We start from the raw sequence: 15299 nt of genomic DNA on the forward strand, positions 1-15299 counted from the left end.
AGGAGCAATGTCTCGTTGGCGCAAAAAACAGTGCGATCTATCAGGCTTTTCGGTCTTCTTGTTGCACAGCTGTGCGCGTATTCGATGTTGTCGGCACTGTGCTTTGCGTGCCCGCTTTACTTGTTCGATTGCAGCGGCTCGTCAACGTTATATGGTGCTGTCGCGGCGATAGCGTTCGTGCCGGGCGTGCTTGCGACTCCGGCTGGCGGAATCTTGGCGGATCACGGGAGACATCGCGGGGTTCTTGTGGTGCTCGGCATTGTTCTGATGGCTGCATCACTGCTGTTTATCCCCATGAAGTGTTCGCTGCCTCTTGCGGTTGTCGTGGCAGCAATGCTTTGCGTCCAATATGGCATCCAATCGCTGCTGAAACCGATGCTTTAAATTGAGACGGTGCACATGATGGGCCAAGAAAAGGTTGAGCGTGCCACAGCGTTGGTCTCGCAGGTAACCATGGCGAGCAATATCTTGGGGCCTGTAGTCGGGACGGCAGTCTATGGGTGCTTTGGTATCGATGCTCTATGCGAAACCGCGGCGTTGACGTTTGCGATGTCAGCCCTGCTGTTCGGGGGCGCACTCAAGCAAAATGCCTCATCTGGAATGACAGGGGACAGTACGACTTGCTCGACATGCCGAAGCGATTTTCGGGAGTCGATTCGGTACCTGTTTCAAAACGCATCATTGCTCGTTGTGTTTTTGCTTGCGGCTATTTTGAACCTTGCGTTAGTTGGGTTAACGATTGGTGCTCCCGTTATTGTTGCAAAGCATCTCGGAATGCAGTCATCCTTTGTTGGGATTATTGAGGTGGCTATGGGCTTAGGTGGTTTTGTCGGCAGTGGTTTGGTCGGTATTTGGCCGCATCGTTTTTCCTTCAAGGGCATATGTCGATATGTTGCGATGATTTGTTTTGGAGTCGTACCGATTATTGTCACGCTACTGAGCGGTCCTGATGAATTAGCGTTTGCCGCGCTTGCGGCCGGCTCGGCATGGGTCATGGCGTGGGCAAGCATTGCATCGGTCGGAATCGTTTCATTTGTTCAGCGGTCAGCGCCAAAGGAACTCTGCGGAAAAGTGCTGGCACTCGTTTATATGACACTTTCCTGTGCAACGCCTATTGGCCAATTGGTTTACGGGCTTGCATATGATCGATGGGCTCCGGCGATTGTATTCGCAGGCATGTTGGCGGTGCTGACGTCGACGACGGCGCTGTTTAATCGGCTGAAAAGTCGCTTATGGCGAATGTCTTAAGGCGCTGGGGGACCGTGAATTTGTGGAGACAGTGGCACGCCGCGCCGGGACGGCATTGTTTAGGCATGCCTCTCCTTCGTCTACAATATCGTGCAGACGAAGGAGAGGCGTATCCATGATCAAGATGTTTGCGAGTGACTTAGACGGAACGCTGCTGAACGCCCTGCACGAGGCAGATGGGACCATCCGCCGTGCCATTCGCGAGCTGACCGAGGCTGGCCTGCATGTGGTTCCCGCGACCGGGCGCTCGACGCTGCCGATTGGCGAGCATGGCTTTACGGGCCTGGCACTCGACGCCTGCTGCTCCAATGGGTCCATCGTGCGCGACAGCCATGGCGAGGTGCTCAGGACCTGGACCATCGACTCGCAGATTACCGAGGAGCTGCTCAAGGAGTTTCCGGATATCTGTTTTGACTGCTCCACGCCCGATGGCATGTTCTCGAGTGGATCGTTCGAGATGCACCAGGCAGGCTTTAAAAAAGACAGTCCTATCAAGCGCATCGTGATGCGCGGTATGCGTGCACGTGGCGGGTACCACGAGGAACAGTATTTCGACCAGTCGATCGGTGACATCCTGCGCCACGATGTGTGCAAGATCAACTGTCGCGTGACCTCGCCCGAGCTGGAGCGCGACCTTAAGGCGTATTTGGCCGAGCGCTCGGACCGTGTGGTCAACGCGCCGTTTGATCCGGTGATGTTCGAGATCACGGACGTGGCGTGCAACAAGGGCGAGAGTGTGGCCTGGCTGGCGGGCTACTACGGCATTGCCGAGGACGAGGTCGCGGTTTACGGAGACGGCGGCAACGACATTGCCATGCTCAAACGCTTCCGCCATAGCTACGCGACCAAAAACGGCAGTGACGCGGCCAAGGCCGCCGCGAGCGCGACTATCGGTAGCTGCATGGCCCACGCCGTTCCCAAACACATGCTTGCCACCATGCACAAGCAGAATTCCTGCACCGTAATCGAATAATGTGACAAAGGGACAGCCCCTTTGTCACAGGTGACGCTGGTCTCTTGAAATACGAACAAACATTCGCATATCTAACTGCGCTTTGATAGAATTGATACTGTTGGCGGCAGTTCCATGTGCCGGGCAACGCCCTCCATCTGATGGGAGGTGATGCCCATGACCGATCTGATTGATTTCGTGAGACTTCTGACCGCTTTGGTCTCGTTCTCCACGGCGCTCGTCGGGCTTTCCGAGGCACTCAAGCAACGTTCGAAGCAACGTAAAAGGGGTCGCCGCCGCTAAGGCGTTGACCCCTTAATCCAAGCAACGGCGCTGCCCAGCTTTCCAGAACTTGGGCTGCCGTCGACACTATTCTACCCACGAATGACATTTTGAACAATCGGCAATGCCGCTCCAAAAGCCAGGCACAACTGGCACAACCTAGGCGGTCGCTGAATGTGACAAAGGGACTGCCCTTTGTCACATTCCAAATATTGCCTTTACGTGTTGATACACACGGTGTGCAATAATACTCGCACTGTGCAATAGCGTACAGTCTGAGTAACAAGGAGGACGCTTGTCCCAGCTCGAGAAATGTGATCGCCGGTCCCTTCGCTCGCAGCGCGCCCTTCGCCAGGCGCTTGCCAGCGAGCTTGCCGAAAGCGGCGACCTTTCGCGCATTAACGTCGCGTCGCTCACCGAGCGCGCCGGTCTTACGCGTCGAACGTTCTATTCGCACTACCGCGATATCCCCGACTTTATCAGCCAGATCGAGGACGGCCTGCTTGCCGAGATTCGCGAGCGGGTGGAGCTTATCACCGCAGCTCAATTACCCGATCTTTACCGCAACATCGACGAGCTCGAGCCGGCACCCGGTTCGGTTGAGCTGCTTCGCTATCTTGCGGCTAATCGCGACCTTATCGGGGCCCTACTGGGCCCGGGCGGCGACCCCGCCTTTATTAAAAAGATCATCGATACCGCACGCGAGGCTGTGGTGCCGCGTGCACAGACGGGCATCTTGGGCCTGGCACTGGGCACCTTCTTTGACTACTACGTTACCTATGTCGTGAGTGCCGAGGTCGGTCTGATTCAGCGCTGGTTTGAGCGTGGGCTCACCGAATCGCCCGAGACCATGGCGCGCATTATGACGGTTATCGCCTTTGTGCGCCCCGGCGACCTGTATGGCCAACCCATCGATATCAACGTGCCGGAATACGGCATGAAGCTATTGAATCTGCAGCTCGAGGACGCGGTCGACACCACCGCAACCGTCGAGTCCAACAACTAAGAGGAGAGACAATGAGCAAACTCGTCGAGGGCATCAAGGACCGCATGGTCGCTGCCGCACGCGAGGCCGCGCCCGCCGTGGTGGACGCCGCGCAGAAGGCCGCGACCGCGGCTGCCGAGAAAGTTGCCGAGGCAGTTGCCGATGCCAAGAACGTGGCAGGGGAGACTTCCGTCGTCAGCGAGCCCGCCACCGCCGCTGAGCCCGTAGCCGCCGCCCAGGCCCCCGAAGGCGCGATCTTCAACCCCGAGGCCGCCCGCGGCAACCTGCACCTGGGCATCGACGTGGGCTCCACCACCGTTAAGCTCGCCGTGCTCAACGACGACAACCAGATCGTCTACGCCAAGTACCAGCGCCACCACACCGACGTCCGCGCTTGTGCCCGCGACCTGTTCGAGGGCGCTGCGACCGTGCTGCCGACGGCCCAGATGACCTGCGCCATTACCGGCTCGGGCGGCCTGCTGCTGTCCCAGTGGCTTGACCTGGAGTTTGTCCAGGAGGTCATCGCCAGCAAGCGTGCCGTCGAGACCCTCATCCCGGCCACCGACGTCGCCATCGAGCTGGGCGGCGAGGACGCCAAGATCATCTACTTCGACAACGGCATCGAGCAGCGCATGAACGGCACCTGCGCCGGCGGCACGGGCGCGTTCATCGACCAGATGGCAACCCTGCTGCACACTGACGCCAGCGGCCTTAACGAACTCGCGGCCAACGCCACCACCATCTATCCCATCGCTAGCCGCTGCGGTGTCTTTGCCAAGACCGACGTCCAGCCGCTGCTCAACGAGGGCGCCCGCCCCGAGGACGTGGCCGCCTCCATCTTCCAGGCCGTCGTGACCCAGACCATCTCGGGCCTGGCGTGCGGCCGTCCCATCCGCGGCAACGTCGCCTTCCTGGGCGGCCCGCTGCAGTATCTCTCCGAGCTGCGCCATCGCTTCTACCTCACGCTCAACCTGGACGAGGAGCACCGCATTGTGCCCCAAAACGCCCACCTGTTTGTGGCGAGCGGCGCCGCCATGGCGCATGAGTCCAACAAGCTCAGCACGTTCCCGCAGCTCATCGAGGCTATCGATGCCCTGGGTGACACACAGGGTGCCGAGGTCGAGCGCCTGGATCCGCTCTTTGCCACCGACGAGGACTTCGCCGAGTTCAAAACCCGCCACGACCAGGAAGTCGTCCCCAAGGGCAAGCTCGACGGCTACACCGGCCGCGTGTTCATCGGCATCGACGCCGGCTCCACCACCATGAAGGCCGCGCTCGTGGGCGAGGACGGTCAGCTGCTGCACACCTGGTACGGCAACAACAACGGCGACATCCTTGGCACGGCCAAGGTCATCATGGCCGATTTCTACAACCACATCCCCGCCGGCTGCACCATCGGCCACGTGACAACTACGGGCTACGGCGAGGCGCTGCTCATCGAGGCACTCAAGGCCGACTCCGGCGAGATCGAGACCGTTGCGCACCTGCGCGGCGCCAAGGCGTTCCTGCCCGGCGTCGAGTTTATTCTGGACATTGGCGGCCAAGACATGAAGTGCCTGCGCGTCAAGGACGGCGTTATCGAGCACATCATGCTCAACGAGGCCTGCTCGTCGGGTTGCGGTAGCTTTATCGAGAGCTTCGCCGTCTCTATGAACATGGACGTGCGCGCGTTTGCCGATGCCGCCATCCATGCCAAGGCCCCGGTCGACCTGGGCAGTCGCTGCACGGTCTTTATGAACTCGCGCGTCAAGCAGGCGCAAAAGGAAGGCGCCACGGTGGGCGACATCGCGGCCGGCCTGTCCTATTCCGTCATCAAGAATGCCCTGTTCAAGGTCATTAAGCTGCGCGACCCCAAGGAGATCGGCAGCCAGGTGATCGTCCAAGGCGGCACCTTTATGTCCGATGCCACGCTGCGTGCGTTTGAGCAGCTCACCGGCGTCCACGCCGTGCGTCCCGACATCGCCGGCTGCATGGGTGCCTATGGTGCTGCCCTGCTCGCCCGCGATCGCGCCGGCGCTGACGGCACCTCGACCATCCTTTCGGCTGAGGACATCGCGCACCTTACCGTGACGCAAAAGCATGTCCGCTGCGGCCGTTGCTCCAACAACTGCCAGCTCACCGTCAACGATTTTGGCGGCGGCAGGCGCTTCATTACCGGTAACCGCTGCGAGAAGGGTGCTGGCCACAAAAAGCAGAAAACCGAGGCCCCCAACCTCTTCAAAAAGAAAAACGAGCTGCTCTTTAACCGCGAGGTGCTGAGCCCCGACGAGGCCCCGCGTGGTACCGTGGGTATCCCCCGTGCGCTCAACATGTACGAGAACTACCCCTTCTGGCATGCGTTCTTTACGCGCCTGGGCTTTAGCGTGCAGCTGTCCGACCAGTCGAGCAAAAAGACTTACCAGGCGGGCATCGAGTCCATGCCGTCCGAGAGCGTGTGCTATCCGGCCAAGATGAGCCACGGCCACGTGATGAACCTCATCGACCGCGATGTCGACTTCATTTGGATGCCGTGCGTGCGCTGGGAGCGCAAGGAGGATCCGACGGCTGGCAACTGCTATAACTGCCCTATCGTCATGAGCTACCCCACGGCGTTGGCACTCAACATCGACGAGATCCGCGAGCAGAACATCGAGTTCCTGTACCCATTTGTGCCCTATCACGATAAGACCGAGCTCAAGCGTCGTCTGTACCAGGTGCTCGCCGTCGACCGTGTGGCCGATGCGCAAGCCGGTCGCGGTCGCGTGCGCGGTCCCAAGATCACGCGCTCCGAGGTCGATGCCGCCGTCAACGCTGCCTTTGAGGCCGATGCGCGTTTCCACGAGGACATCCAGACCATGGGCGAGGAGGCTCTTAAGTGGGTTGAGGATCACGGCGGTCACGGCATTGTGCTCGCCGGCCGTCCTTACCACAATGACCCCGAGATCAACCACGCCCTGCCTGAGCTTATCTCGAGCTTTGGCTTTGCGGTCTTTACCGAGGATTCGCTCGCGCATCTCGTGAAGCCGGAGCGCCCGATCCGCGTCGTCGACCAGTGGATGTACCACTCGCGCCTCTACGCCGTGGCCCGTTTTGTGACGATGCGCAACGATCTGGACCTGATCCAGCTCAACTCTTTCGGCTGCGGCCTCGATGCCCTGACCACCGATCAGGTGCAGGAGATTCTGGAAGCCAGCGGCAAGATCTATACCGTGCTCAAGATCGACGAGGTATCCAACCTGGGCGCCGCGCGTATCCGTATTCGCTCGCTCATGGCAGCGCTCAAGGACCAGGAGGCCGAGCGCCTGGCCGAGGCCACGGCCGCGGGCGAGGCCTACGAGCAGGGCGATGCCGCGCCGGTGGGGCCCTCCACGGATGCCCCCGCGTTCGCGAGCCGTAAGTACACGTTCGAGGCGCAGCGCGAGAGTGCTTCGACCGCGTGGCCCAAGGTGCCCTTTACCGAGCAGATGCGCGAGGAGGGCTACACCATCCTGTGCCCGCAGATGGCGCCGATCCACTTTGACCTGGTCAAAGAGGTGTTCCGTGGTGCTGGCTACAACTTGGAGCTGCTGCCCTCGACCGATCACGATGCCGTCGAGGCCGGCCTGCGCTACGTGAACAACGACATCTGCTATCCGTCGATCCTGGTGACGGGCCAGATCATGGAGGCCATCGAGAGCGGTCGATACGACCTGTCCAAGACAGCCGTGGTTATCAGCCAGACCGGCGGCGGCTGCCGTGCCACCAACTACATCGCACTCATCCGCAAGGCCCTGCGCGAGAGCGGCCACCCCGAGATCCCGGTGATCTCGCTTTCGGCCGTGGCGCTGGGCGAGGACAACCCTGGCTTTAAGATTACGCCGGCGCTGCTTAAGCAGGCAGTCTACGCGGTGCTCTTTGGCGACGTGATGATGCAGATGCTCTATCGCTGCCGCCCGTACGAGGCTACGCCCGGTGCCGCCAACGCGCTCTACGAGGAGTACATGGCGCGCGCTCGCAAGCTGGCGCCCAAGTTTAACCGCCACAACTACACCAAGCTGTGCCGCGAGGCCATCCGCGCGTTCGACACCATGCCGCTCGTGGGCGAGGGTACCAAGCCGCGCGTGGGCGTGGTCGGCGAGATCCTGGTCAAGTTCCATCCCACAGCCAACAACCACGTGGTCGATGTCATCGAGCGCGAGGGCTGCGAGGCCGTGGTGCCGGGTCTGCTCGACTTTTTCCTGTACTCCATGAGCAACGCCGAGCTGCAGAAGGACGAGTTGGGAAGCTCCGCTACCACGCGCGCTGGTATGCAGGCGCTCATCAAGCTCGTGGACTGGATGCGCACGCCGGTGGAGGAGATGCTCGAGAAGTCCCGCCGCTTCGAGGCGCCCGAGCGCATCGGCACCATGGCCGACAAGGCCCGCACGGTGCTTTCGGTGTGCAACAACATGGGCGAGGGCTGGCTGCTCACGGCCGAGATGCTCGACCTGATCGATCATGGCGCACCCAATATCATCTGCACGCAGCCCTTCGCGTGCCTGCCCAATCACGTGGTGGGCAAGGCCGTGATTAAGGAGCTGCGCCGCCAGCATCCCGAGAGCAACATCGTTGCGGTGGACTATGATCCTGGTGCGTCCGAGGTCAACCAGCTCAACCGTATTAAGCTCATGATCAGCGTGGCCAAGGAAAACATGCGCGCCGGCAAGGGCTTTAAGCTTGAGAAGGTGGCGCCGCTCGCGATGGACGAGGTCACCGGCCAGATGCGTGCCCACGACGGCTGCGTGAGCTGCGGTTCGGTCGATGAGAGCGCCGTGGCGTCGGTCGCTGAGCGCCTGGGACGCGGCATTAAGAAGTAGCTGGCCTGCTATGGGCTGGATATGAGACAAACGGGTGGTGGCCGTACCGGCTACCACCAGTTTTTGCTTGGACATATGTTGCGTAAACGCCCCGACTATCACCCTTTGCGAACTCAGATTTCGGAAGTATGCGGCAAAATCTGAATAGACCGAGCACACCGAATATGTCCAAGCCCTGTACCTGCGGTTTTATTGGCGGAAAATCGGGGGGTGCTCAAGGGTTCCGGAATTTGCCGCATACTTCCGCAAACGACGTCTCGGTGGCACAAAAAATCGCCCTCGGAACCCTGAGATAATGAACAGATGTAGCCGTTCGCCGCAAATTACCGTCCGTTTATAGAACCCACCCCCAGTGTGCAGCCCTCTTACGGTTGAATAAATACACATCTATGGAATTACGTAAGAGAGGACTGTTCCTATGAGCTACAAGACCGTTTGCGTTGCCGGCGGCGGCGTGCTGGGAAGCCAGATTGCCTTTCAGGCTGCCTACTGCGGCTTCGATGTAACGATTTGGCTGCGCAGCGAGGGCAGCATCGGTCGCACCCAGCCCAAGATCGATCATGTGCGCGAGGAGTACATCGCGGCAATCGAGGGTATGGCGGACGGCACGGGCGAGTGGTGCTCCGGTATCGCCGATAGCGGCAAGCCCTTCGACAAAGAGGCGGCACTCGCCGCCGTTGAGCGCGCCTACTCCACACTCAAGCTGGAGCTCGATCTTGCCAAGGCAGTGGCCGACGCCGACTTGGTCATCGAGTCTATGGCCGAGGACACCCAGGCAAAAATCGATTTTTACAAGAAGCTCGCCCCGGTCCTTCCGCAAAAGACCGTCGTCGTGACCAACTCCTCCACGTTACTGCCGAGTACCTTTGCCAAGTACACTGGCCGCCCCGAGAAGTACCTGTCGCTGCACTTTGCCAACTCTATCTGGAAGAACAACATGACCGAGGTCATGGCACAGGACCAGACCGACAAGCGCTACTTCGATGAACTCGTCGACTTTGCCAACGACATCCGTATGCTGGCGTTGCCCGTCAACAAGGAAAAGAACGGTTATCTGCTCAACTCCATGTTGGTACCGTGGCTGCTTTCGGGCCTTGATCTGTACGTCTCGGGCGTGAGCGATCCCAAGAGCATCGACCTCGCGTGGACGCGTGGCACCGGCGCTCCCAAGGGCCCGTTCCGCGTATTCGACACGGTGGGTATCCAGACGGCCTACAACATCGTCATGCAGTATCAGAAGGTGCCGGGCCTGGTGAGCCCGCTGCTTAAGAAGATGATGATGCCCTACAACTTTAAGGCCATGGCCTCCGTTCTCAAGAAAATGCTCGACGAAGGCAAGCTGGGCGAAAGCTCGGGCGAGGGCTTCTTCAAGTACTAAGAACGATCCCTCGGGGTCGGAGGAAAACGGATCATTTTCGGCCGCCAGCAGTGAGAAGATGGACCCAGAAATAGAAAGGAGTGACAATGGGCTGGCTCGGGCTTTGAAGACAAGTTATTGCAGGCCCAGGGCGATTTCTCGCTCAATGCAGGCCAGCACAGCGTGACGTATCTGCCGAGTTCTGACACGGCAGCGACTGGTCGCTACCAGGTGCTGCTATACGACAACAACTTTGGTGCGACCGAGCGCTATCCCAAGTTCGACTGGGGCCAGCTGGGCGCCGCGGTGGCGACCGACTACAGCAAGGGAACGCATTCGTTTGGGCGCATCTTTACGGTGGACGAGACCGTGCGCACCTACGAGCTTGTGGACCAGATCGCCGTGCCGTTCTCGGGCTATGCGAGCAGTGCGCAGCGCGTCGGCGATTCGAATAGCATGCTCGTGGCATCGGGCATGGCCAAGACTTTTGCCGAGTACGATCGCTATGGACTGCCCATCGCCACCTACGAGATGGAAGCCGAGAAGTACATCTACCGCGTGTACAAGTACGAGCTGTAGCGCTGCGCTTGGCTGCGTCTGTGCCCCGTGGCTGCGCGCGCTCGCGCCGGGCCCGCCTCGCGTCCCGCATCACTTCACATCGAACTCCACGCGATCGAGTTCAGGCACGTTGAGGTCTATGAGCTTGCGGGCGACGTGGCGGTCGTGTGCCCCAAGCGCCTCGCCTGTCGTCACATGGGCGACAATCTCACGCTCGACGACGCCCTCCTCCTCGCCTTCGGTAGCCGAGGTCTCGACGGCGACGGTGTAATCCTTAAAGCCCGGCAGCACCGCGGCAAGTTCGCGCGTAGTTTCGGTGACGCCGTAGCCGTCCTGCACGCCGGCCTGCGACGAGCCAATAGACCCCGCGGTCATAACGATGCAGGGGATGGCAAAGATCGCCGTGCCCACAATAATGCGGCGGCGCACCTTGCGTGACAGCTCACCGACCTCGGCGTCTTCTTCGGCGGTCACAATGCCGTCGCCGTTCAGGTCGCGCTTGAGCGGCACGCGCAAAAGAAGCAGCACGGCTTCGGCAGCCAGTGCGATAAAGACTACATTGATGCCAAACTCGTAAAGCGCCGAGAGGAACAGTGACCCGCTTGCGATGGCGATGCCGTAACCCGCCGCGCACAGGGGCGGCATGAGCGCGGTCGCCACGGCTACGCCGGCAATGAGCGTCGAAGGCTCCTGATCGCGCGAGTTGCCCAGCCCGCCCGCAAAGCCGCCCGCGAGCGCGACGGCAAGGTCCCATATGGTGGGTGTCGAGTTGTCGATGATGGCGGCCGTGGTGGTGCCAAGGGGCGAGAGCTTAAAATACAGCGTGGACGTGACCAGGCAAAAGACCATCTGCAGTGCGAGGCTGGCAATGGCCTCGACGGTGATCTCACGGTCGAGCGTGGCAATGCCGTATGCCATGGCAAGAACCGAGCCCATGAGCGGGCAGATGAGCATGGCGCCCACGATGGCGATGTCCGAGTCGATATCGAGGCCGATGCTCGCGATCAGCATGGCGATGATGAGGATGCACAGGTGAGAGCCGGTCAGGCGTGCCCCGTTTACAAAGCGCTTGCGGATTACGTGGTAGGGCGCGCGACCCTCGCGAATGTTGAATGCGCGCTTTAGGAAGCGGGTGGCGTTCTCCATGGCCTCGCTATGAGCAGGGCGGATGCCGTGGCGCCGGTGATGGCGTTCGCGTAGTCGCTTGATCTGTTGTTTGTCGAGTTCCATGTTCACCTCGTTCCAGCGCGGTCCGCGCAACGCGCCCGTTGTCTTAACTCTACACCGTGGCGGGCGGGGTGTCTGTTGGATGCGGAATCCGATAGGGCGGATGACGCGGGAGCAAATGCAAATCACAGGCTCAATTCCATCCCGCGAGAATATGATGCACCAGCTCCTTCAAATGTGACGAAATTGTGAAGCACAGGAGCACGAATTTCAAAAAAAACGCTGGTCGCCAATGTTGCGCAACAGAATTCAAAAATCGACAGCTACCGTTTGATACGTATGGATACATCCGTGTCAAAGGGAGAAAGCCATGGCAAACTACAGTCCACAACACTTTGAGCCTCGGGCCAAGGCCGTCAACGTCAAGGGCGTTGCCAACCGCGCCGTCGCAACCGTTTTGACGGCGGGCCTCATCGCTCAGCCGCTCATGTCGCCGCTGGCGGCAATCGCCGCACCGTCAACCGATAACGGCGATTCTGTTCAGGGGGGGGGTAGTTCTGTAGAGAATACCGTTGCCGCCGGTAACCAAGCGGTCGTAAAGACGGCTGCCCAGCTGGCCGAGGAGTCGGCAAAGCAGCTCAAGGACGCTCAGGCCGCCTACGATGCCGCCCAGAAGAAGGCTGACGCGGCGGGTCAGTCTCAAAAGCAGGCTCAGCAGCAAAAGGATCAGGCCTCGCAGGCAGTAAGCGACAACGAAATCGAGCAGAACGCAGCAGAAGTCGCCGCGCTCCAGGAGAAGATCGACGAGCTTAAGGCGGCCGTCGAAAAGACCGAGCAGCAGAAGAAGCTGGGCGACCTGAACGATCAGCTCGATCAGGCCAACAAGAGTGTCGAGGATAAGACCCAGGCGCTCAAGGACGCCAAGGCAAAGCAGGATGAGGCCAAGAAGGCCCTCGACGATGCCCAGGCCAAGCTCGAGGCCATGGGTATGGACGAGTACGAGGCCGCCAAGAAGGCCGTCGAGGACGCGCAGACAAAGCTCGATGACGCCAATAAGGCCGTTACTGCTGCACAGGCCAATCTGGACCAGGCCAAGGCTGCCGAGGCCAGCGCCCAGCAGGAAAAGCAGAATATCGAGGCAGCTTTGACGACTGCCCAGGCCAAGAAGCAGGAGACTGCCGCTGCTCTCGCAGCCGCAACCACCGCGCGCGATAACGCCCAGCAGAAGTTCAACCAGGCGCAGGCCGCGCTCGATGCCGCGACCTCGGGCACGGGTATCGATCTGAACGCGCTCGAGGCTGCCAAGGTCACTGCCGCCAGCGAGCTCGCGACCGCGCAGGCCGCGCTCGAAGCCGCGACGACTGCAGACGCCACCGCACAGGCGAACCTGCAGGCCGCGCAGACTGCCGCCACCGCCGCACAGGAGAAGGCCAACGCCGCCAATGCCGCCGTGGCATCTGCCCAGTCTGCATACGATGCGGCAAATAAGGAGTACAACGCCGCCGCCAGCGAGCGCGACGCCGCCAAGGCCGCATACGAGAAGGCGCAGCAGACCGAAGCAGACAAGAAGACCGCGTACGATAAGCTTGTCGAAGTTCGCAAGCAGAAGCGCAGCGAGTGGGAGGCGGCCTGCGCTGCTTCGAACGCCGCGGAAAAGGCTTATGACGCTGCTAATGCCCAGGTTGAGGCTCTTGAGCAGCAGATTGCAGACCTAAAGTCCAACATGACCGTTGACCAGGAAGTCATCAGTCAGGGTATGTTCGGCTTCATGAACTACATCATCGGCGGCAGCCAGTTCACAGCCACGCAGAAAAAGAACGCCCAGGATGCCGTATCGACGTTGACCGGCGCCGATGACAAGGCCGAATGGTATGACAAGTACGTCGATCAGGACATGTCTCGCGACGCCAATCCGCTCTCCTTGGAGCAGCTGCGCAACGCTTTGACCTATCTCGATACCCAAAATAATCTCCGCAAGGCTAACGGACAGTCCGAGCTGAGCGTCAGTCTCCGCATGACTGTTGCCGCTGCACTGAACGCGTCCTATTCATCGAATAATGGTTTGAGACACTCGAACTGCTATTTCGATAATGCGGAGAACCTCGCCGGCGGCGGCGGAGCATACACCGGCGGTGAGACCGAGGATACCCTCGGCTGGCCCTACACTGGTCTCTACACTCAGGAGAAGGTTAATTACGAGAATTGGATTAAAAAGTACGGTGCGGATAGCGAGGCTGGCAAAGATCTCATAGCTCATCGCTATGATTCGTACTATATCTACCAAAACTATAACGATGTGTATTCCGGTACAAAAGATGAGAACGGTAAGGAAAGAGGAGACGGCTGCGGGCACTATCTCAACATTATCGATTCCGCTACGGCGGCTATCGGTATCGCAACCGGTAGCGGAAAGAACACCGATTCCGAGGTAACCGCATTCGATTACAGCGATGATGACACTCAGGCCGATTTCACGGTCTCTGAGTTCAAGAAGCTCGTCAACGACTACATCGATTCTGCCTATAACGCTGGCGGCACGCAGGCGCAGAAGGCGCAGCTCAAGGAGCTTCAGGGCAAGCTCGCCGAGGCGCAGAAGAACTTTGGAACTACTAGGGAAGCTTACTTCGCAGCTGTAAACGGGCAGGATGCCGCCCAGGACGCTTTCACCGCAGCAGATGTGAACATGAACACCGCCAAGGGTGAGTACGAGAAGGCTAAGTCCGACACCGCCGCCGCGAAGACGGCATACGACGCCGCGAAGGACGCACTCGGCGGAATCGACATCGAGTCCCTCAAGCAGAACCTCGATACCGCCAAGAGCAAGGCCGCTACTGCCCAGGCAGTTCTCGCTAAGGCAAACGCCACGCTTGCTGACAGCAAGACGAAGGCAGCCGAGGCCGCTGCTCACAAGGCGAAGGCTCGCAGCGCCCGCGATGCCGCCAAGGCAAAGTCCGAACAGGCCAACGAGGCGTATGACAACGCTACCGCTTCGGTCAAGGACCTTGCCGCCAAGCGCGATGCCGCCCAGGCGGACCTTGCGAATAAGCAGGGCTCGCTTGACGAGGCAAAGAAGGCCGACGATGCCGCCCAGGCTGGTGTAGACAAGGCCCAGGCCGCAGATGTCCAGGCCGCGACTGCTCTTTCGGACGCCAAGCAGGCAGTTGCCGCCAAGGCGCAGGCTGTGTCCGACGCACAGGCCAAGGCCAAGGCTGCCGAGGGCGAGCTGACCGGCGCAAACAAGGCCTTCGAGCGCTTCGCCGGCGCCCAGAAGGCGGTCGACGACGCCAAGGCCGCCTATGACGCTGCCGTCGCCGGTGTCGCCGATGCCCAGAAGCAGCTCGAGGCCGCCAACGAAGCCGTCGTCGATGCGAACCTCGAGATCGTCAAGGCCAAGGCTGAGCTTGCCAACGACGAGGCACTCAAGGCCGATCTTGAGGCTGTCGACCACAAGGCATCCCTTGCCGCGGGCACGACGGGCAACGAGAAGCTGGTCAAGCTGAACGCTGCCTACGCTCGCTATAAGGCCGCCGTCGATGCCGCCGCTGGTCTCAAGGCTGCTCTGAGCGATGCCGATGCCAAGCTGTCCGATGCCAACGACGCCTATGCCGCCGCGCTTGCCGAGCTTGGCGATGCCAAGGATGCCCTGGCTGCCGCTCAGGCCGAGTACGACAAGTATCATCCCAAGGCTGAGCCTCAGGCCAAGCCCCAGGTTACGCAGGCCGCCGCAAAGGCCCCCGTTGCCAAGAAACAGGCTGCGCCTGCCGCGCTCGCCCAGACCGGTGATGACTCCGCTCTTGCGGGCGAGGTGTTCGTCATCGGCGGTATCACCCTCGTGGCCGCTGGTGTGACGCTGAGTGATCGTCGTCGCAAGCAGATGTAGCGTTTCGAGCGTAGTTTCTGCAACGAACTTCGGTTCATAGCAGGAGCGCTTCGATG

9 protein-coding genes and 1 pseudogene are annotated in these 15299 nt (G+C 60.4%); 9 read left to right on the forward strand and 1 reads right to left on the reverse strand.

The features are described 5' to 3' along the window. The first annotated feature begins 15 nt into the window (after positions 1–15). From AAA021_RS06875 to AAA021_RS06910, 8 genes and pseudogenes are all read left to right on the forward strand, one after another. Positions 16–384 carry a hypothetical protein gene (locus AAA021_RS06875; protein WP_349088589.1) on the forward strand — a complete coding sequence of 123 codons (369 nt, stop codon included), beginning with the start codon at positions 16–18 and terminating at the stop codon, positions 382–384. Between the two features lie 18 nt (positions 385–402). Beyond that, the gene (locus tag AAA021_RS06880; RefSeq protein WP_349088591.1) at positions 403–1248 is read left to right on the forward strand and encodes an MFS transporter; all 846 of its coding nucleotides are present in this window, start codon (positions 403–405) and stop codon (positions 1246–1248) included. A gap of 115 nt (positions 1249–1363) precedes the next feature. Beyond that, on the forward strand, positions 1364–2221 hold the full coding sequence (locus AAA021_RS06885) for an HAD family hydrolase (protein ID WP_349088592.1): 858 nt from the start codon (positions 1364–1366) through the stop codon (positions 2219–2221). A gap of 156 nt (positions 2222–2377) precedes the next feature. Continuing rightward, positions 2378–2503, forward strand: a complete 126-nt coding sequence (locus AAA021_RS06890) for a hypothetical protein (protein WP_260699404.1) — start codon at positions 2378–2380, stop codon at positions 2501–2503. Between the two features lie 274 nt (positions 2504–2777). Next, positions 2778–3488, forward strand: a complete 711-nt coding sequence (locus AAA021_RS06895; RefSeq protein WP_195362251.1) for a TetR-like C-terminal domain-containing protein — start codon at positions 2778–2780, stop codon at positions 3486–3488. A gap of 11 nt (positions 3489–3499) precedes the next feature. Then, positions 3500–8281: an acyl-CoA dehydratase activase-related protein gene (locus AAA021_RS06900; protein WP_349088595.1), complete on the forward strand. Its 4782-nt coding sequence runs from the start codon at positions 3500–3502 to the stop codon at positions 8279–8281. Between the two features lie 418 nt (positions 8282–8699). Next, positions 8700–9659 (forward strand): 3-hydroxyacyl-CoA dehydrogenase, encoded by a 960-nt coding sequence (locus AAA021_RS06905; RefSeq protein ID WP_271758444.1) that lies wholly within the window; start codon positions 8700–8702, stop codon positions 9657–9659. 99 nt (positions 9660–9758) lie between these two features. Next, positions 9759–10217 (forward strand): annotated as a pseudogene (locus AAA021_RS06910) (aryl-sulfate sulfotransferase); the annotation flags it as partial. Positions 10218–10286: 69 nt separating this feature from the next. Here AAA021_RS06910 and AAA021_RS06915 read toward each other — a convergent pair. Further along, positions 10287–11426 (reverse strand): DUF389 domain-containing protein, encoded by a 1140-nt coding sequence (locus tag AAA021_RS06915; RefSeq protein ID WP_349088596.1) that lies wholly within the window; start codon positions 11424–11426, stop codon positions 10287–10289. Positions 11427–11733: 307 nt separating this feature from the next. On the opposite strand from AAA021_RS06915, the gene AAA021_RS06920 reads away from it, so the two are divergent. Beyond that, positions 11734–15243: a CAP domain-containing protein gene (locus AAA021_RS06920; RefSeq protein ID WP_349088597.1), complete on the forward strand. Its 3510-nt coding sequence runs from the start codon at positions 11734–11736 to the stop codon at positions 15241–15243. Positions 15244–15299 lie beyond the last annotated feature (56 nt).

It is taken from the genome of Collinsella sp. CLA-JM-H32 (assembly GCF_040098165.1).
GTDB lineage: Bacteria > Actinomycetota > Coriobacteriia > Coriobacteriales > Coriobacteriaceae > Collinsella.

Coding starts and splice junctions, on each gene's coding strand:
- AAA021_RS06915 (WP_349088596.1), bottom strand. CDS start 11,426: ATGGAACTCGACAAACAACAGATCAAGCGACTACGCGAACGCCATCAC.
- AAA021_RS06890 (WP_260699404.1), top strand. CDS start 2,378: ATGACCGATCTGATTGATTTCGTGAGACTTCTGACCGCTTTGGTCTCG.
- AAA021_RS06885 (WP_349088592.1), top strand. CDS start 1,364: ATGATCAAGATGTTTGCGAGTGACTTAGACGGAACGCTGCTGAACGCC.
- AAA021_RS06900 (WP_349088595.1), top strand. CDS start 3,500: ATGAGCAAACTCGTCGAGGGCATCAAGGACCGCATGGTCGCTGCCGCA.
- AAA021_RS06880 (WP_349088591.1), top strand. CDS start 403: ATGGGCCAAGAAAAGGTTGAGCGTGCCACAGCGTTGGTCTCGCAGGTA.
- AAA021_RS06905 (WP_271758444.1), top strand. CDS start 8,700: ATGAGCTACAAGACCGTTTGCGTTGCCGGCGGCGGCGTGCTGGGAAGC.
- AAA021_RS06920 (WP_349088597.1), top strand. CDS start 11,734: ATGGCAAACTACAGTCCACAACACTTTGAGCCTCGGGCCAAGGCCGTC.